Raw genomic sequence first — 18,486 nt, forward strand, 5'->3', positions numbered from 1 at the left:
GCGTTCATCGGTGGTTTCAACGACCTTCTGTTTCGACTGCGGTCCTTCGGCAAACTCGATCTCGGGCATTTGGGAGAACAGGCATGAGTGATCCGATCCGGGTGGGCATTGCGGGGCTGGGACGCAGCGGATGGTCCATCCACGCCAAAGCGCTGCTGGCCATGCCGCAGAAGTACACAGTCGTGGCGGTCGCCGACAGCGCCGCCGAGCGTCGCGATGAAGCGGTGGCGGCGGCACAATGCCGAGCCTGCGCGACCTTTGACGAGCTGGTCGCCGACCGCAATGTGGAACTGATCGTCGTCGCCACGCCCAGCCATCTTCACGCCGAGCATTCCATTGCCGCCATGCGCGCCGGCAAACACGTCGTCTGCGAAAAACCGCTGGCGTTGAATGTCGAGCAGGTCGATCGCATGATCGCCGTCGCCGCTCAGACCGGACGGACCCTGGCCCCGTTCCACAACCGCCGCTACGAACCGCATCTCAGAAAAGTTCAGCAGATCCTGGCTTCGGGGCTGCTGGGGCAGATCGTGCAGGTGCGAATGGCCTGGCACAGTTTCGGGCGACGATGGGACTGGCAGACGCTCAAGGAGTTTGGCGGGGGGTCGCTGAACAACAATGGCTCGCACCTGCTTGACCAGGCGCTACAGATCTTCGGCGACGGCGAGCCACGCGTCTTCGCCGACATCCGGCATACTCCGCTGTCCTCAGGCGACGCCGATGACCATGTCAAAGTCGTCCTCCACGCTCCCGGGCATCCGACGATTGACTGCGAGCTGACCAGCGCCGCTGCCTATCCACAGGAACGCTGGCACATCATGGGCACAAGCGGCGGCCTGCACGGAACCACCGACAAGCTTCAATGGAAGTGGGTCGATTGGAATAGCATGCCCCCCAGGCCGGTGCAGCGCGGCCCCACTCCCGACCGCGCCTACAACAGCGAAAAGCTCGTCTGGCAGGAAGACTTCTGGACACACACGCCCGACGGGCCAACCATCACCGATCGATTCTACTTCGACCTGTTCGAGACGATCCGGCACAACAGGCCGCTGTTCATCACCCCCGCCAGCGTCCGCAGGCTCATCAGGCTCATCGAGCAATGTCGAGAACAGGCCAACCTGTGATCCCCGAACCGCCATCGCCGCCGGGACCATCGAAGTTCGCCGGATGTGCCAGCAACTGGCCGCTGCGGCAGGCCGGCTTCACATCCACCGCCGCAACCCTTCCCATTTCACTTTCCACCCCTGGCGTGGGAAGCCTGGAGCGTCGGCGCCTTCGGGCGCGCCGTCCCAGCCCGCCGCCATCATCGCCACCGCCGAAAGCAATCCTCCGTTGCCGGGAAGGTACAGGGTGAGGTTTTCCCGCTGATAGACATGCCCGTTGGGAAGGTAGCGGTTCTTGACCGAATCGATCAGCAGCGCATCGACGGCAAGGTCGGGCCGCCCCACGCGCGCCGCGCACATCGCCGTCATGGGAAAATCCCAGCCCCAGCAGCGGTCCCATTGCCAGACCTGCATGACTTTTTCCAGCGTCCGTCGCATGCTCGCCACACCGACCCCGTCGCCCGGCAGCATCCCCAGCGCCCCGATCAATGCCGGATGCTCCCAGTTTCCTGTCGTGTAGGTCTCATCGCCCTCATACGAAAGGTACAGCCCGTCCTTGTGCGGCAGCGGCGAAAGGTTGTCCAGCACCTCTTGCCACTGTGGATTCGCTGCCAGGCCCAGTCGATGCCGCCACTGCTGCGCGATGCGCAGACCGAATCGCCAGTACGACAGCTCGAATGTTGGATTGCGGGTCGTGCTGGTCTCGTTGTGCTCCGAGACGATCTTGATCGGCGGACCAAGAACGTACAGCCCGCTTGTCGGGTCGCGTACCGCATATGAGGCCATGAAGTCCGCTGACTCCTCGACGATGGCCTTCCACTGCTCCAGCGTCTGGCGCGTGGGATTCTGCCGATAGCACAGTTCGGCATAGTAGATTGGATGTGGCTGTTGCCAGATGAGCAGCGGTCCGATGGGCGAAGGAGAATCGATGCCATCAGGCCCCACCATCTTCGTCCATCGTGCTCCGCGGTAGCCCTGGCGTCGCGCGTTCTCGCGCGCCACCGGCAGAATGCGCTGGTAGAATCCCAGGCTCCGTTCCAGCAGTTGGATCCTTCCCCAGGCCGCGAAGTGCACGCCATGCCACCAGTGCATCTCCAGATGGAACTTGCCGTACCAGGAGTTGCAGACCAGTCCGGTTTCCTGTGGCGGCAGGGAGCCGGCGCAATTCACGCGCGTCAGGTACTGCGAGAGCACGATGCGGCGCTCCAGCTCGCGCGCCCGCGGATCGGTGCTGCCGGAAAGGTCGATCGCGCCGCCGCTCGTCCAGAAATCGAGCCAGAAACGCCGGCTCAGCTCGAAGGCTTCATCAGGCGAGGGAAGCTCACCCGCGATCGGCTGCTGCGCGAACGCGCAGACCAGCGCCATCGCCGACCCCGACGCGCCTGATCCGTTAAGGGCAAGCTCGTGGCGGGCAGGCTCGGCAAGTGCCACGTTCTTCGACCAGATCAGGCTCGCGTGATAGTCCGTGCCATCCAGCCGCCGCGAAATCTTCGCGCGATTCTCACCCGCGCGCAGCACCTGCGTCTCGTGAGCCTCGGGCTTTGTCCAGTCCGCCGCCGTCCGATCGGGTGATCCGTAAGGAAAGCGGATCCAGACGCTCAGCCGCCCCTTCGCAATCAGTGGCGATTCGATCTTCACCGCCACCGCGTCCAGCTCTCCGGCACAGCATGTCTGCACGGTCACCGGCGCGCCGTCAAACTCGAACCGGCTCGTGAGCACCCCGGTCCATAAATCCAGCGTCTGTTCCGCGTGGCGAATGTCTTCAGGAACCGCCCGCGAACCATCGGGCCTGATCAGCTCCAGCGAGATCCGTCCCAGATGCAGCTTGTGCGGGTTCTCGCGAAGCCAGTTGTAAAGCGGCTCCTGACCCTGCCGCGCGGTCAGATACGGGACCTTTCGGCCGTAGGTGTCGTACTCGGCGTAACGAATCTGCTGCCCGCGCAGCTCCGCGGGCATGGGGATCGTGTGCCACCCCCACTGCGCCATCGTGCAAAGCGGCGTGAACTTCTCGTAGAGCTGCGGGAACGTCTGCAACCCCGTCAGGTCCGCGGTGAAGGCGAACTCCCCATTGCCCACCGACAGCGGCGAAAGCGGATCAAACCCCCGCAGCGTCACGTTGTGCCGCAATACCACCGCCCGGCGATCGATCGGCTCAGATTCCGGCTGTGCAACCACGTCAGCTCCGAGACACAACAGAATCATCAACAGGCACAGGGCGCCAGAGCGGAACGCACCACGACAGAACCTTTGGCCCTGGTGTTGCACTGGCCCCTGCAGCGACGGTTATCCGCGCTTCGAGAGCACCTGGCGCTCGTAACGCCTGACCTCATCGATCCACGCCGCCCCGACCGGCACGCCCTGCTGCTGGCAATAGTAATCCCACACGGCGCCGTACGGCATGGTCTTGAGCTCTTCGAGCATCGCCAGCCGCGCCGTGTAATCTCCCGACGCTTCGAGTTCGCGCAGTCTCTGCGTCGGCTCCAGCATCGCGATCAGCAGCGCCTTGAGCATGCAGCGCGTGCCGATCACCCAGGCCGCCACGCGGTTGATGCTCGCGTCGAAATAGTCCAGCCCGATGTGAACGCGATCCAGATAATCCCCCCGAACCAGCTCCTCCGCCGTCGCCCGCAGATCGTCGTTCAACACGACCACGTGATCGCTGTCCCATCGCACACCCCGGCTCACGTGCAGCAGGATTTCCTTCAACGACGTCAGCACCGCCGAGATCTTGTCGGCGATGCCTTCGGTTGGATGAAAGTGCCCTGCATCCAGACACAGCAGCTTGCCGCGGCGAATCGCATAGCCCAGGTAAAACTCGTGCGACCCGACCACGTAGCTTTCCGACCCGATCCCGAACAGCTTGCCCTCCACCGCATCCAGGTTGTACCTGGGGCTGATCGGCTCGGCGAAGATCCGGTCCAGAGATTCCTCCAGGATCTCGCGCGGCGTGCGGCGGTCCACGGGCGTGTCTTTCATCCCGTCAGGAATCCACACGTTCGTCACGCACGGACTGCCCAGCTTGCGGCCGATGAATTCCCCGATCCTGCGGCAGGCGATTCCATGACGAATCCAGAAGTTGCGAATCCCCCGGTCGCGGTGCGCCAGCGTGAACCCATCCGCCGCCTTCGGATGCGAGAAAAACGTCGGGTTGAAGTCCATGCCGATGCCGATTCGCCTGGCCCAGTCAACCCAGCCGGCGAACTGCTCGGGACCAAGCTTGTCGCGCTCGATGATCCTGCCTTGGGGATGCTCAGCGTACAGCGCGTGGAGGTTGAGCCGGTGCCGCCCGGGAATCAGGCTGAACGCCATCTCCAGATCGGACCGCAGCTCGTCAGGCGTGCGCGCCTTGCCGGGGTAGTTGCCGGTCACCGCCAGCCCCCCGCCAAGCTCGCCCGCCGATTCGAAGCCGCCAACGTCGTCGCCCTGCCAGCAATGGATCGAAATCGCGACCTTCTTCAGTCGCTGCATCGCCCGATCGGTGTCCACGCCCAGTTCGTTGTACTGCTGCCTGGCCTGTTCGTAACGTCGCTCGATCGCGCCGCCTCGATCGCCACTGCTGCCTGCTCCGCCACGAGCTCTGCCACCAGCACTGCTCGCGGATCTTCGCGCCATATTCTGCTGCTCCCTTGCTCGGAAGATCTGCTTCGCCCGTCGCCCGCAAATGGACAAGCAGCCCGGCGAATCTTCCGCCGCCGCCGGGCTGCGCATGTCATATTGGATTTCCCGGCAAATGCCAAATGTCCTTCTCGCCCTGCGTGTTGAGCACCGCATGGCCAGTCGCGACGCATTGCTGCTACATGCAGTGAGCGACGATGCCGCGCGCCACCGGCCGACGTCGCCTGCCAACGCCTGGCATCGCCAATCCGGGTCTGCGCGCCGCCCCTGCCGAACCCTCCCCATCTCACCTCCCGCAAGCCGCTCTCAGCGGCTCCGCCGCGCCCGCTGCCCCGACGCCACCGTCCCCGCGAGCAGCGCCATCATCCCCAACGCCGCCGGCTCCGGCACGCTCGCGCCGTGCAGCCCCAGGCTTGCCAGCGCCTGCTCCAGTGACTGCGGCTGCGACCGCGGCTGCGGCGGCGCGCCCGTCACCGCCTGCCAGTTGCTCACCAGCACATTCAGGTCTGCCAGATCCACCAGCCCGCTGCCGTCAAAGTCGCCGCCGAACCAATTCGCGCTCGATTGCCAGTGCGTCGCCAGCGCGTACAGATCCCTGATGTCCACCCTCCCGTCGAGGTTGGCGTCGCCCAACAGCAGCGCCGCCGCCGTCAGTGACAGTGTGTTGGCCGAATACGTCTTGACGAAGCTCAGCCCCGCCAGCCCCGTGTCATTGGCGATCACCAGATCCCCCGTGCGTGCCCCGAAAGTCATCACATCAAACCTCTGCCCGGGCAGGGGAACGAAATCGCCGATCAGGCTCACGCGCAGCGTGCCATCCAGCGTCGCCGATCCCGCGATCGCCAGCCGATCGTATTGCGATCCGACGATCGTCCCGCCAAGCTCGATCTCCAGCGTCCCCGAGGGACTCTGGCTGAAGTCTCCGTTGATTGTCAGGATTCCGGCCGAATGCCCCGGCGCGATCGTTCCGCCAATGTTGTTCACCGCCGCGTTGACGCGCCCGTCGCCCGCCAGCGTCCCGCCGGGCACAACGTTTACGATTCCCGGCGTGAACGTGCCGCCGCCCTGGCCGATCCGCACCGCCGACGAGCCGTTGCCCAGCGACAGCGACCCGCCCGACCACAGCTCCACCCGTCTGTTCGCCTGCAACCGAACGTTGCCCGGCACCGTGAACGTGGCGTTCTGATCGCGACCGACCATCAGCGTGCCCACGCTGATCCCCGCCAACTCGCGCGACGACGTCGTGTTCACGTTCTGGATCACTCCGCCGTTGTAGATGAAGTTGTCCACCGCGATGAAGTTCGACGTCATGTTCAGCGTGCCGCCGTTCATCCGGAAGTTGGACGTGTTGACCCGATTGAACCCCTCGCGCAGGTCGCCCTCGATCGTCAGTCGGCCGCTGCCCGACAACGTCACCGTTGCCTCGTTGCCGAACTCCCCGATGATCACGTCCCCATTGACCGTCACCGTCCCGCCGACGATGTTGAAGCTCGATCCGCTGCTGGAGCCTGTGGCGGAGAACGCGACGTTCAGCTCGTATGTCGTGAGCGTCCCGCCGGAGATGTTGGCCGTGCTGGTCCCCCCGCCGCTGGTTTCGTCGAAGTAATCTCCAACCGCGAATCGCCAGGCGCTGACACTGCCCGCGGTCTGCGTGTAGCGACCGACCGCCCCGCCATCCCGACCGACGATGATGCTCCCGCCGTACACCGTGTTGAACGGCCCGGACTGCGTCAGGTCCAGCGATCCACCCACGCCTATGGAGAGCGAGCCGCTGCTGCCCTCGCCCCCGACGATCAGCAGGTGGTCCATCTCCGCCGCGGCGCTGTTCACGGCCGCCGTGCGCCCGCCGTTGATGATCGCCACCGTGTTCAGCCCCGGCGCCGCCCCGCCCGACCAGTTCGAGCCCGCCGCGAAGTTCCCGCTGCCGCTCTGAAACCTGCGAATCGACGGCGCAGCAAGATCGATCGAGTAATCCAGCGACCGGATCGCCCGCGCCTGCGACAGGCTGCCCACCGGCGACTCCTGCATGATCACCGACAACCTGCCGTCCAGCGCCATCAGCCGCGCGTCGGCCTGCGCCTCGCTCACGAACGGGCCTGGCTCCGTGTGGATCACCTTCCAGTCGGTCCAGTTGGTCGCCTTCGTCGCCGCCGCAATCACCAGGTCGCCCTCGGAGAAGTACAGGTTCGACCCGCTGCCGCCGGAAAGCTGAGCTCCGCCGGAAACCACGGCGTAGATCGCGATCGCGTTGTCCTGCTCATCGAAGAAGATCTTCGGCCTGGATCCCACGTTGCCGTGGATGCGGTTCTGGTGCCAGTTGCCCACCCCGTCCCGCCAGTAGTGAAAGTAGCTGGACTCCTGAGGCTCCCACACGTTGTTGAAGGTCGGCGGCTTGGCGCTGTCACGGTGCCACATGATCGCGTGGAACCGCGCGGAGTTGTCCACCGCCTGGCCCTGCTGGTTCATCAGTGTCTGGTTCTCCGCCATCGGGCGCACGATCAGCCCCGGCGAGCTGAGGTTGAACCGCATCCCCAGCATCTGCGAGCCGACGACTTCCGCGGCATTGTTCCTCCACGTTCGCCCGCCGTCGTCGGAATAGACGTAGTTGATATCGTGGTTGGCCGCACCCGTCGCGCTCTCGCGCCAGACGAACGACGAGTGCAGCAGGCCGTTCGCGTCGTACGTGAAGCCGTTCGGATAGCTGTTGCGGCTCGCCGAGTTCGTGCTGGTCGTGCCTGTGTACACGCCGATGAACCCGTCGTCGATCTGGTGCCCGTTGCTCCAGGCGTGCGTGGCGCCGCTGTAGTCGTAGATCCACCACGATCCCTGCCCGCTTCCGCCGACCCGGAACGCCAACTGAAGCTCGCCCGTCGGCGTGCGGATGAACATCGGGTACGTCACCCCGACCACCGACTGCCCGCCCTGAAGCTGCGACGTCTCCGGTGCCGAAAACAGCGAGCTGTTCCACGCCACGTCCGTCCCCGCCGCACCGACGATGCTGCGGCGGTAACGCAGCGTGTGTCCGTGCATGTCGTAGGCCAGATGAATCGTCCCGTCGATCTGGTTGATCCCCAGCGACACGATGTTGTGGGCGTCGTTGGGACCATTGACCAGGCTCGACCCGAGCGTGAACGACTCCCATGTGGAGGAGCCCACCGCCCGCCGCGCCACCGCAAGCTGTCCGCTGCCGCCGACGTAACGCCAGTAGCCGCTGTACTGATAGCCGTTGAAGGTCGTGATCGTCTCGGCCGCGAAGCTGTTGCCGTTCATCGAACGCCCGTAAGGCGCGTTGCTCGCGGCAACATAGCCCGATGGATCGACGACGGCATCAACTGTCTTGATGACGGAGAACTGCCCGGCAAGCAGAGGCGACGCCCCGAGGAGCGATATCGGCGCAGCGACGGCGAACAAGCACCGGCGGCGAATCGCAGACACATTGATGACACTTGCGATTGGTGGCATCCTCCGCCTCCAGCACGCGCAGCCGCGACCATGCCGCCTCTGCTTTTACTGGAATTCCACCAGTGCCGCAAATTGCAGCAATTCCCCGTTTTTACCGGGTGTGGCCGCATTCGCGAGATCGCACCGGGCCAGCGGAACGACTCCTCCCCGCGATCGACCCGGGGTTCACACTTGCGAAAGATTCATGTCATCCCCCATCTACCGCCGGAGATCGTGATCTCATCGGGGCCTTTTGTCTTCCGCGCAGGCGCGGCGAACATAGGCGTCGATCGCCGCCGCCACACGCTTGCCATCCCCCATCGCCAGAATCACCGTCGCGGCGCCGCGGACAATGTCCCCTCCGGCAAACACCCCGGGCTTGCTGGTCATGCCCGACTGGTTCACGATGATGTTGCCCTTGTCGTTGAGCTTCAGGTCGGGCGTGGTCTGCGTGAGCAGCGGATTGGCGCGCGTGCCGATCGCTTCGACCACGACGTCGCACTCGATCTCGAATTCGCTGTTGGGGACGGGGATGGGCCTCCTGCGGCCCGAGGCGTCCGGCTCGCCCAGCTCCATCCGCCGGCAACGCAGCCCTCGAACCCAGCCCTTGTCATCGCTGAGAATCGCCACCGGATCGGTGAGCATCTGAAAGACAATGCCCTCCTCTTCGGCGTGATGCACTTCTTCGACCCGCGCCGGCATTTCGGCGCGGGAGCGGCGATAAACCAGCACTGCCGGATCAGCACCCAGCCGCCGGCACGTCCGCACCGCGTCCATCGCGACGTTTCCCCCGCCGATCACCGCCGCCCGTTTGGGGCGCAGCACCGGCGTGTCGGCTTGCGGGTCATATGCCTTCATCAGGTTCACGCGCGTCAGGAACTCGTTGGCGCTGTACACGCCCTTGAGGTTTTCGCCCGGAATGCCAAGAAACACCGGCAATCCCGCGCCGTTGGCGATGAACACCGCGTCAAATCCCAGCTCATTCATCAGGTCGTCGATCGTGTATGTCCGCCCGATGACAACGTTGCATTCGATCCTGACCCCCAGTCGCCGCAGCGAATCGACCTCCGCGCGCACGATCTGCTTGGGCAGCCGAAACTCCGGGATCCCGTACAGCAGCACGCCGCCCGGCTCATGCAACGCCTCGAAGATCGTCACTTCATGTCCCTTGCGGGCCAGCTCCCCGGCGGCGGTCAGCCCCGCCGGGCCGGCGCCGACGATCGCAACCCTGCACCCGCTGGGCAGCGGCGGCTGCTCGGCCTGCTGTCCGCTGCGGCGCTGCCTTGCCCAGTCGGCCACGAAACGCTCCAGGTACCCGATCGCCACCGGCTCGCCCTTCTTGCCGCGGATGCACAGCGACTCGCACTGGGTCTCCTGCGGACAGACGCGCCCGCAAATCGCCGGCAACGCGTTGTCGCGGTACAAAACGTCCGCCGCCCCCTCGAAATCCCCCGCCGCCACGCGCGACACGAACGCCGGAATGTCGATCTGCACCGGGCAGCCGTTCACGCACTTGGCCTCCTTGCACTCCAGGCATCGCCGCGCCTCCAGCATCGCGATCTGCTCGGGCAGGCCCAGATTCACCTCCTGGAATGATCCGATTCGCTGCCGGCCATCCCGCATCGGCATCGCCTGACGCGCGATCTTCATCCGTTCGGCGGGCTTGAGCTTCACTGGTTCATCAGCCATTTTCGCTTCTCGTACAGAATCAGTCGTGCCACGGACGACGTATTGTCTCACCGGCCTCCCGCCCGACGTTTATGAACATCTCGGACCACCCGCGTCTTTCGCTCAGACTCACAAGTGCGTGCGATGAATGCCCAGACGAGCCAACCGTAGCATGGCCGTCCCGGCCATGCGCGGTGCGCTCGAATTCGAAACCTGATCTCCGGGCTCTTCATTACTTCGTGCCGCTGGATGCGGGCGCGACGCACGTGACACGCGGCGCGATCGTTTGGAACGCGCGTCTCGCCTCCGGCCAAGAACTTAAAACCTCGTTCTCCGTGCTCCGTGTAACTCTGTGGCTAACCCTTCTTAATCTCCGCGTCCAGTTGACACGCCAGGCGTTCGTTGGCGGCCTGCTCGTGAGCGCGGTAGGTTGTCAGCCGATCCGACAGCTCGCGGAAATCGACCTTGTGGGCGTCGAATTCCGGCCCGTCGACGCAGGCGAACTTCATGTCGCCGTTGACCTGCACGCGACATCCGCCGCACATCCCCGTGCCATCCACCATGATCGGGTTCAGCGACGCGATGGTGCGAATCGCCAGGGGGCGAGTCACCTCCGCCACCGCCCGCATCATCGGCACCGGCCCCGCCGCCAGCACCAGCCGCACCGGATCGCTCTTTTGATTGGCCTGCTCGATCAGCAGCCGCAAGCGGTCGGTGACGAATCCCCTGAACCCGTAGCTGCCGTCGTCGGTGCAGGGATAGACGGCGTCGCAGATCTGCGACAGTTCCTGTTCGAGGATGACGTAGGGCCTGCTTCGTCCGCCGATGATCGCCGACACGCGATTGCCCGCCGCCTTGAGCGCGCCGGCCTGCGGAAAGATCACCGCCGTCCCCACGCCCCCGCCGACGATCACCGCGTGTCCGACGTGCTCGATCTGCGTCGCATGTCCGAGCGGGCCGCAGATGTCGTGGATCGCGTCGCCCGCCTCCAGCGTGCACATTCGCCGCGTCGTCGCGCCGACGGCCTGGACGATCAGGTCGATGGTTCCGGCGGCCTTGTCGCTGCGTGCGATCGTCAGCGGGATGCGTTCTCCCTCAGCCGTGACTCGCAGGATGACGAACTGCCCCGGCCCGCAGTGCCGCACCACGTGCGGCGCGTGCACCACGAAGCGCTTGATCTGCGGGGCCAGCCAGGCAGCGTTGAGAATCTGATGCGCCATAATCGATTGCGTGCGAGTCAATTCAATGGATCAAGATATCCTCTGATCTGGCCGCAGACAATGTTGGTGCCGGCCGCAAGCAAACGGGGCGTGCCGGATGTTCGGCAGTCCCCCGGGACGTTGCAGCCAATCCCCGTGAGAAACTGTCTGCTTCAGCCGCTGAGCAGCGTGATCCGCACGATCTGTCCCGAGGCCAGGTCGTAGGCGACAAACGTGCCATCGGGGGCGGAGACGAGTTGGCGGATACGCATGGCGTAGGCAGGGAAGCCGCCGGGGGCTCTCAACTCCTGCCGGCCAATCGCGGTGATGTCCTTGCCGGCCAGCCTGAGCAACGCGGGATAGGTGGTCCGCGGCAGCCGCCTGGACGGCAGATCGGATGCGTCCGCCTCGATCGGCTCGGAATCGGCGGCGAAGATCAACAGGGGCGCGGCGTCGTTGCTGGCTTGCGTGTTGGGATCATCCAGCACAAGCGGCGACGACAGTTCCCTAGGCAACCCGATCAGCAGGTTCATCAGCGTTGCCGCGCCGGTGGAATCGACGCGGAACAGCGCCCCGCCGCTCAAGTCCATCAGCAGCAGGCTGTCGCCCGGCCCGGCACTCAGCACATATCGCTCGCGGGTCAGGTCGAACTCCAGCTCGTCGCCGTGCACGCGGTGATGGGTTTGACGAATCTCGACCTGGCCGCGGGGATCGGGCTGCCGCGGACTGAATGAGAGGATGGCCCAGGCGTCGGTATGCCGAAGCAGCAGGCAGATCGTCGCGGGGTTCGCCCGCCTGTACAGCAGCCTGCCGCGGGCAACGCCGATGGAATCGCCCATGCCGGTGAGCTGCTTGAGCCGCCGGGTGTCGGCGACGATGTGAATCGACTGGTTTCGCGGAACAAAGTAGCCGATGCAGGCGTGCATGCTGCGTCCCCGGCCGCCGATGAAGTAAAACCACAGTCCCCCGTCGGGTCCGGCGACCAGGTCCTGGATGTTGCCGCTGCCGCCGGGGCTTTCGCCCAGGGCGGCCAAGATGTTGGCGGAGCTGAGCTGGGTGGCGCGCGGCGCCACGGTTTCGTTGACGACCACGACCCCGTCGTCGCCCTGGGCAGTCTCCACTGTGTAGTAGATGTTTCCCAACGGATCGACGGCCACGTGAACGTCACGACCGGGCGGAAGCTGGGTGATGAGCCTGATGCTGGCGGCGGTGGGCTGTGCAGGCTTATCGTGCGTCGCGGGCTCCGCCTGCGGCACACGCGAGCGGCGGTCGCACGCCATGCTGGCGAGCATCAGGCAGATCACACCGCAATACAGGATGAACGCGTCGATGAATGGTGCTGATCGGCTCACGTCAGACGAAACGGTGGGACGACTCAGGGCACGATGAACGGATCGCCGGGCACGCGATACTGTCGTCCGCCAAAATACTTGTCGCGCACGTCCTTGTAGACCTGCGTGGTGGTTGTGTCCAGTTCCGTGCCCTTGGGGAACCAGAACATCGGGTTGGCGCCTTCCAGGTCTCCCAGCGTCTCCACATGCCCGTCGAAGAAGCCGGCGTTGAAGCGGAACGTGTCGGCCTTGGCTTTCTGCCGGCGCGGGCCGTGGCGATAGGCGTAGATGCGGGCGTCCACGCGAGCAGACAGGCGTGGCGTGTTCCCCGGCGCCATGCCACGATCCCAGGAATTGGAAAAGGAAGTCACGGGCCCCTGGTCGGAAAACGCGCCGCCGAGCTGGCTCTGAACGCTGATATCCGCATCAGGCGGATCCTTGGTATTGCTGTAGCGCGCGCCGTCGGCGATGTAGATCTTGCGCGATGCGTCGCCAACCTTGTTGATTTTCACGTTGTAGCTTGACGGAGGGTTCCATACGTCAAAGGCGACGGTGCGTCCCGATTCCGGTCCGCGACTGCGGTTGGCGTTGCGCTTCAACAGAAAACCCAGGGCCGTGTTGTAGGAGACCATCGGGCCAACATCGAATGTCGGATCCGATCCGCTGAAGGCCTCGGCCAGCAGATCGTTGGCCGGACAGCGGAACATCTCCAACGCTCTGAGCTGGTGGAATCGCTGTTTGCGCTGCGTCGGAGACCCGCCCTCCTCGAATCTCAAACCCATGACCCTGGCGATCGGCGAGGCCCAATCGAAGGTCTGGACGATGCTCGGGCAATTCTGGTCGATTCCGCTGCGCAGTCTGGCGGTGAGAGGATCGTCATAGACGAACAAGGCGGTTGTCCAGGGGCTTCCGGGAATCGAGCCGTCATTCTGGGCCGCGTAGATCTGCATCCCCTGAAGTATGCTGCGGAGATTGGCGGTGCAGCTTACCGTCTTGGCGGCTTCGCGCGCCTTGCCCAGCGCTGGCAGCAGGATGGCGATCAGTAACGCGATGATGCCGATGACCACCAGCAGCTCGACAAGCGTAAAGGCGCAGCGATGCACCGCGCGGATATCAGCTTGCCCGGGGCGACGCAATTCCTGCATACAACCTCCTGATCCGACCGTGGTTCTCAGCGTTGCTCCTGCCCGGCGGCCGATTGATATTCCTCGCGCGTAGGCGGAGGCTTGCGGTCGGGAGCGGGTTCAGGGTTGCGGCCCACCACCAGCCGCCCGCAGTCCGGGCAGAACGTCGGACCCCTCTTGCCCACCCAACTGTTCAGCAACACCGCCGTCGGCTCGTCCTTTGGCTTGCCGTCTTTGGTCCAGTAGCACAACTCCGCCGGGTAGCCGGTCTGCTGGCCAGAATAAGGCGACCTGACCGGGATGCTCAGGCCATCCTTCAGCTCGACGGTGAAGGCCTTGCCAGTCTGGGCGCACACGAAGATGCGCTGGTTGGCCAGACGGGCGGCCTCGGAAGTGCCGACTTTGCGCCAAAGCATCCAGGTGGCGATCAGCAGCGCCCCTGCCAACAGCAGCGTAACGATGGCTTTCCCAGCCGTTGTGTTCAAAAACTCGCGCAATCCGCGGTCCCGTCCCCAACAATGCTTTCTGTTGCACCGAATGATAGTACGATCAGCAACGACGCGTACCGATTAGCGGTTGGTTAAGGTTCCGCTAGACTTTGACTTCATGGTGCTGCGCGGCAGAGCCAGCAGCGAACGGGATGTTACCGCGCCGCGGCGGTCCGTGCAAAAGCAGATTCGATCCTGAACAAGAAAACGACCTGAACCAAATGAACGCGATTGTGGTGGGCGCGGGGCTGGACGGGCTAAGCGCGGCGGTGCGGCTGGCGGCCGGTGGCGTCCAGGTCCAACTGCTTTGCCCGGATGAGGCTGTGGGCGCGGAACTTAAGCCCATTGTCCCGGCGCAGGATCATCATGGGCAGAATCAGCGGCTTGACTTTGCTGCCGGCCCGCAGTGGCTCACACTGCCGTTCGTGCTGCTGGACCTGTTCGCCGCCGCTGGACGTGACGTGCGTGATTATCTGGCCATCAGCCGGCTCGAACCGGTGGCGCGGTATCGCTGGCCAGATGGCCGGCGATTCGACCTCAGCAGCGATGACTCGACATTGATCCGCCAGATCGGGCAATTCGCCGGACCTTCGACTGGTGCTCAGGACGCCCGGGGATGGCTGGAAGTGCTGGAGCGTGGCCGGCGCGTCTGGCAGGCAGCCGAGCCGCTGTTGACGCGCCCGGCCGAACAGTTCTTGCACGATACCCGCCATGCCGGGCTGCTGGCCATGACCGGCGCGCTGACGTTGCCGTTTCGCATCGGGCTGCTGGAGCGGTACGAGCGGCTGGTCAACCGCCACGTGCGCCATCCCGCACTGCGGCAGGTGCTGCACCACCGCCTGCGCCTGGCCGGCGCCGACCCGCGTCGCGCGCCGGGCATGCTGGCGGTGCTGGTGTGGATCGAACACTACTTCGGATGCTGGCAGGTCATCGGGGGCGTGTCTCATCTTGCTCGGCAGCTTGAGCTGCTGGCGCGGCAACTGGACGTGACGATTCACCTTCAGGCGCCCATCGAGCGGATCATCACCTGCGATACTCGTGGCAGACGCTGCGTCTGCGGCGTCAGCTTGCGCGACCGAACCGAACTTTCTGCCCAGGCCATCATCCTCGCACAAGGCGCCAGCCAAGCGACTCCGACCGCGCCATCACGCGATCGCGGTTCGCCAGCGATGCTGCTGCGCGTGAACGGGATCTACGATGAGCTGGCCAACGTGAACTATCTGCTGGCGGCCCAGCGCGAGGTCTGCGTGTACGCTTCGACTTGCGGCGATCCTGCAACCTCGCCGCCCGCATGCCAGAGCCTGCTGGTGAGCTGGCGCCCCGCCACGTCGCCGCAGGAACTGATTGACGAACTCGAGCACCGCTGGGGACTGACGGACCTGCGTCGGCGAATCGTCATGCAACAGACGGCCGCGCTGCATGAAGATCGGGCCATCTGCAATGATCTGAGCTGCTGGCTGAGCAGCCCGCCACGGCGCGATCGCGAAGTTCGTGGCCTGTATCACAGCGGCGGACAACTTCCGTTCATTTCAGGCCTGGCCGGGGCGGTGCTGAGCGGGGTGCGAATCGCCGAGTGCCTGATGCAGGACCATGCGCAGCGCAACGCCGGCGCGACGCATCGCTGCGACAATCCTGTGGGTTTGGGGGCGCGGATATGATATGAATGCAGCTACGATGGCCAAGTCGATGCCAACAACCTGGACCGGCTACGTTCGCGACGACGGGCGCAAGGGGATTCGCAACGTGGTTCTGGTCATCTATACGGTGGAATGTGCCCAGCACGTGGCGCATGAGATCGCGCGCGATGAACCCGGGGTTCACGTCATCGGCTTCCCCGGCTGCTATGACAATCAATATGCGGTGCGGCTGATGCTGGCGTTGGCGCGGCACCCGAATGTGGGGGCGGTGCTGGCTGTGGGGCTGGGCTGCGAATACACCCGGCCCGACAAGATCGCCGAGGTCGTCGCCGCCAGCGGCCGGCCCAGCGACTGGTTCTACATCCAGCAATCCGGCGGCACGCGCAGCAGTGTGGATAAGGGCAAGGCGATCGTGCGGGCCATGCGGCAGAAGATCGATCAGCAGACACCGCGAGCGGCGATGACGCTGGCGGACCTGGTGGTCGGATGCGAGTGCGGCGGATCGGACGGCACCAGCGGGCTGGCGGGAAATCCCGTCGTCGGAGCGTTCTTCGATCGCCTGGTGGATGCCGGGGGCACGGCGATCTTCGAAGAGATCGTCGAGATGATCGGACTGAAGTCGATCATCCTCGATCGCGCCGCCAACCAGCAGGCCCGCGCGCAGCTCGATCATGCGTATGAAAAGGCCGTGCGCTACTGCCAGCAGGTTCGACAGTACAGCGTCTCGCCGGGCAACTTCGCCGGCGGCTTGACCACGATCGAAGAAAAGAGCATGGGCGCCTTCGCCAAGAGCGGTTCGCGCCCGATCCAGGGTGTGATCAAGGTGGCGCAGTCTCCGCCGCGGCCCGGACTGTGGCTGATGGACAGTGTTCCCGACGATCACTTCATGCAGTTTGGCTATACCAATCCCAACGACACCGAAGGGATCATGGATCTGATCAGCGGCGGATCGCAGATCGTGCTGTTCGTGACCGGTCGCGGCAGCGTCATCGGCTCGCCGATTGCGCCGCTGATCAAAGTCACGGGAAACAGCCAGACTTATCGCCGGATGATCGAGGACATGGATTTCGACGCCGGGCGAATCCTCAGCGGCGAGTTGACGATGGATCAGGCCGCCGACGAGCTGCTGGAGCTGGTGGTTCGAGTCGCCAGCGGCCAGCCGAGCAAACCCGAAGCCCTGGGGCATCGAGAGTATTTCGTGATGTACAAGCATCAGGACACCCCGCCGCTGGAGGTCGGTTGCCGGGCGTGACTTTCAGGCCCGCCAGGCGAGGTCGGCTCAGGAGGCTGTGACATCGTCTCGACGATCGCTGGCGTCCCGGATTTGCGGCGGCGTTTTCTTGTGTGACGGGCATCCCGCCCGTGCCCGGTGGCGCGGCGGCTTGCCTGGGGCGAAGCCGGCCGGTAGCTTGTCTGATTTCACGCGTCGGTCGGAGAAGGCCCTCCGCCCACGGTTTGCCGCGCGTGCATCGGCTTTGAGATCAAGCGAATGAATCGCGTCGTCATCACAGGTATTGGCGTCATCTCACCCATCGGGATCGGAACCGCCGCGTTCTGGGAGAACCTGCTGGCCGGCAAGTGCGGCATCGGCAGGATCCGGCAGTTCGATGCCAGTGGTTTCGCCTGCCAGATCGCCGGCGAAGTGCCTGATTACAAAATCGGCGATTACGTGCCCAAGAGCTACCGCAAGGCCACTAAAGTGATGGCGCGCGACATCGAGCTTGCGGTGGTGGCCGCCGACGATGCCTTCAAGGATGCGGGAATCAAGTCGCGCGCCCATACCGACACGCCTGATTTTGATCCGAAGCGATTCGGCTGCAACATCGGCGCGGGGCTGATCAGCGCGGAGCTGAACGAGCTGACACAGGCGATGGTGACGGCGCGGGCGGACGACAATCCCAACAAGCTCGACCTGCACAAGTGGGGTCGCGACGGCATGAATCAGCTTACGCCCCTGTGGCTGCTGAAGTATCTGCCGAACATGCTGGCCTGCCACGTGACGATCGTGCACGGCCTGATGGGCCCGAGCAACACGATCACCTGCCAGGAAGCGTCGAGCCACCTGGCCATCGGCGAAGCGTTCCGCACGATTCAGCGAGGCAAGGCGGAGCTGGCGATCTGCGGCGGGGCCGAGAGCCGGATCAATCCGATGGGCCTGATGCGCCAGTGGCTGCTGAAGCGGCTGAACGAGTCGTGCAATGACGACCCGGCCGGCGCGGTTCGGCCCTTCGATGCTCAGGCCAAAGGCACCGTCTACGGCGAGGGTGGCGGGCTGTTCATTCTGGAAAGCTACGAGCATGCCCGCAAGCGCGGCGCGAAGATCTACGCCGAGTTGGTCGGCTTCGCCGCTTCGCAGGATACCTACAGCATCACCGAACCAGACCCCAACGGACGCAGCTATGGCAAGGCGATTGAGAACGCGATGAAGGACGCGAAGCTGTCGCCGCGCGACGTGGATGTTGTGGTGCCGCACGGTCTGGGGATTCTCAGCCAGGACCGGGCGGAATTGATGGGACTGCGTCATGCTCTGGGGGCGGAGTTGCAGCGCGTGGCGATGGCGCCGATCAAGGCGCAGACTGGAAATCTGGGCGCCGGATCGGGAGTGGACGCGGCGGCGGCGGCGCTGTGCGTGTACAGCAGCAAGATCCCCCCGGCGATCAACACACGAAAGGTGATCGACGGACAGAAGCTCAACGTCAGCGGAACGATGCGGCAAATGCAGGCGAAGGTGGCGGTCAGCGCCGTCTACAGCGTCGGCGGACAGAATGCGGCGCTGGTGTTTCGCAGAATTTGAACTGTACGCATTGACCCATACCGGTCATGCCGGAAGGATCTCCCTCGCCCATCGCAACAGGGCGTCGCACCGCACGGCGACACAGAGGT

At 64.7% G+C, this 18,486-nt stretch carries 12 protein-coding genes; 4 read left to right on the forward strand and 8 right to left on the reverse strand.

Annotation, left to right across the window (positions count from 1 at the left end; genetic code table 11):
* Positions 1-83 precede the first annotated feature (83 nt).
* Complete coding sequence (locus ACQS5P_RS04620) at positions 84-1,121, forward strand: Gfo/Idh/MocA family protein (RefSeq protein ID WP_428939734.1); 1,038 nt, start codon at positions 84-86, stop codon at positions 1,119-1,121.
* A 78-nt stretch (positions 1,122-1,199) separates the two neighbouring features.
* On the opposite strand, the gene ACQS5P_RS04625 is transcribed toward ACQS5P_RS04620, so the two are convergent.
* The 8 genes from ACQS5P_RS04625 to ACQS5P_RS04660 all read right to left on the reverse strand — a co-directional run bounded on the left by ACQS5P_RS04625 (position 1,200) and on the right by ACQS5P_RS04660 (position 13,963).
* Positions 1,200-3,275 (reverse strand): glycoside hydrolase family 65, encoded by a 2,076-nt coding sequence (locus ACQS5P_RS04625; RefSeq protein WP_428939735.1) that lies wholly within the window; start codon positions 3,273-3,275, stop codon positions 1,200-1,202.
* 108 nt (positions 3,276-3,383) lie between these two features.
* Positions 3,384-4,712, reverse strand: a complete 1,329-nt coding sequence (locus ACQS5P_RS04630) for an L-rhamnose isomerase (RefSeq protein WP_428939736.1) — start codon at positions 4,710-4,712, stop codon at positions 3,384-3,386.
* A 309-nt stretch (positions 4,713-5,021) separates the two neighbouring features.
* A complete protein-coding gene (locus tag ACQS5P_RS04635; protein ID WP_428939737.1) occupies positions 5,022-8,177 on the reverse strand; it encodes a BNR-4 repeat-containing protein in 3,156 nt (1,051 codons plus the stop codon).
* Between the two features lie 219 nt (positions 8,178-8,396).
* Positions 8,397-9,845: an NADPH-dependent glutamate synthase gene (gltA, locus tag ACQS5P_RS04640; RefSeq protein WP_428939738.1), complete on the reverse strand. Its 1,449-nt coding sequence runs from the start codon at positions 9,843-9,845 to the stop codon at positions 8,397-8,399.
* Positions 9,846-10,180: 335 nt separating this feature from the next.
* A complete protein-coding gene (locus ACQS5P_RS04645) occupies positions 10,181-11,044 on the reverse strand; it encodes a sulfide/dihydroorotate dehydrogenase-like FAD/NAD-binding protein (protein WP_428939739.1) in 864 nt (287 codons plus the stop codon).
* Positions 11,045-11,196: 152 nt separating this feature from the next.
* Positions 11,197-12,375 (reverse strand): hypothetical protein, encoded by a 1,179-nt coding sequence (locus ACQS5P_RS04650; RefSeq protein ID WP_428939740.1) that lies wholly within the window; start codon positions 12,373-12,375, stop codon positions 11,197-11,199.
* A 23-nt stretch (positions 12,376-12,398) separates the two neighbouring features.
* Positions 12,399-13,499: a prepilin-type N-terminal cleavage/methylation domain-containing protein gene (locus ACQS5P_RS04655; protein WP_428939741.1), complete on the reverse strand. Its 1,101-nt coding sequence runs from the start codon at positions 13,497-13,499 to the stop codon at positions 12,399-12,401.
* A 26-nt stretch (positions 13,500-13,525) separates the two neighbouring features.
* Positions 13,526-13,963 (reverse strand): hypothetical protein, encoded by a 438-nt coding sequence (locus ACQS5P_RS04660; protein WP_428939742.1) that lies wholly within the window; start codon positions 13,961-13,963, stop codon positions 13,526-13,528.
* A gap of 224 nt (positions 13,964-14,187) precedes the next feature.
* On the opposite strand from ACQS5P_RS04660, the gene ACQS5P_RS04665 reads away from it, so the two are divergent.
* The 3 genes from ACQS5P_RS04665 to ACQS5P_RS04675 all read left to right on the forward strand — a co-directional run bounded on the left by ACQS5P_RS04665 (position 14,188) and on the right by ACQS5P_RS04675 (position 18,397).
* On the forward strand, positions 14,188-15,624 hold the full coding sequence (locus ACQS5P_RS04665; protein ID WP_428939743.1) for a phytoene desaturase family protein: 1,437 nt from the start codon (positions 14,188-14,190) through the stop codon (positions 15,622-15,624).
* 16 nt (positions 15,625-15,640) lie between these two features.
* Complete coding sequence (locus tag ACQS5P_RS04670) at positions 15,641-16,855, forward strand: UxaA family hydrolase (protein WP_428939744.1); 1,215 nt, start codon at positions 15,641-15,643, stop codon at positions 16,853-16,855.
* Between the two features lie 237 nt (positions 16,856-17,092).
* On the forward strand, positions 17,093-18,397 hold the full coding sequence (locus ACQS5P_RS04675; RefSeq protein ID WP_428939745.1) for a beta-ketoacyl-[acyl-carrier-protein] synthase family protein: 1,305 nt from the start codon (positions 17,093-17,095) through the stop codon (positions 18,395-18,397).
* The last annotated feature ends 89 nt before the right edge of the window (positions 18,398-18,486 follow it).

This window comes from Fontivita pretiosa (assembly GCF_050410795.1).
Taxonomy (GTDB): Bacteria; Planctomycetota; Phycisphaerae; order Tepidisphaerales; family Tepidisphaeraceae; genus Fontivita; species Fontivita pretiosa.